The sequence below is a fragment of the Streptomyces sp. NRRL B-1347 genome, from assembly GCF_000720325.1.
GTDB lineage: Bacteria > Actinomycetota > Actinomycetes > Streptomycetales > Streptomycetaceae > Streptomyces.
In genome coordinates this window covers 1-252 of the sequence record NZ_JOJM01000324.1, presented here as the reverse complement: position 1 = coordinate 252, position 252 = coordinate 1, and the positions used below count along the sequence as shown (strand labels likewise).

The window sequence follows — 252 nt, the reverse complement described above, 5'->3', positions numbered from 1 at the left end:
CCGCTGAGGGCTGTCTTCCATGCGGCTGGTGTGGAGCAGGCGGCGGAGCTTGCGGGGATGGGGCTGGCGGATGCGGCGTCGGTGATCTCGGGCAAGGCGGCGGGTGCGGGGCATCTGGACGTGTTGCTGGGTGATCGTGAGCTGGACGCGTTCGTGGTGTTCTCGTCGATCGCGGGTGTGTGGGGCAGTGGTGGTCAGGCTGCTTATGGTGCGGCGAACGCTTATCTGGACGCGTTGGTGGAGGACCGTCGG

General features: G+C 67.5%; 1 protein-coding gene. It reads left to right on the top strand.

All coding sequences use genetic code 11. The features are described from left to right. On the top strand, positions 1–252 hold a 252-nt coding region (locus IG74_RS47465), incomplete at both ends, for a KR domain-containing protein (RefSeq protein WP_037827689.1).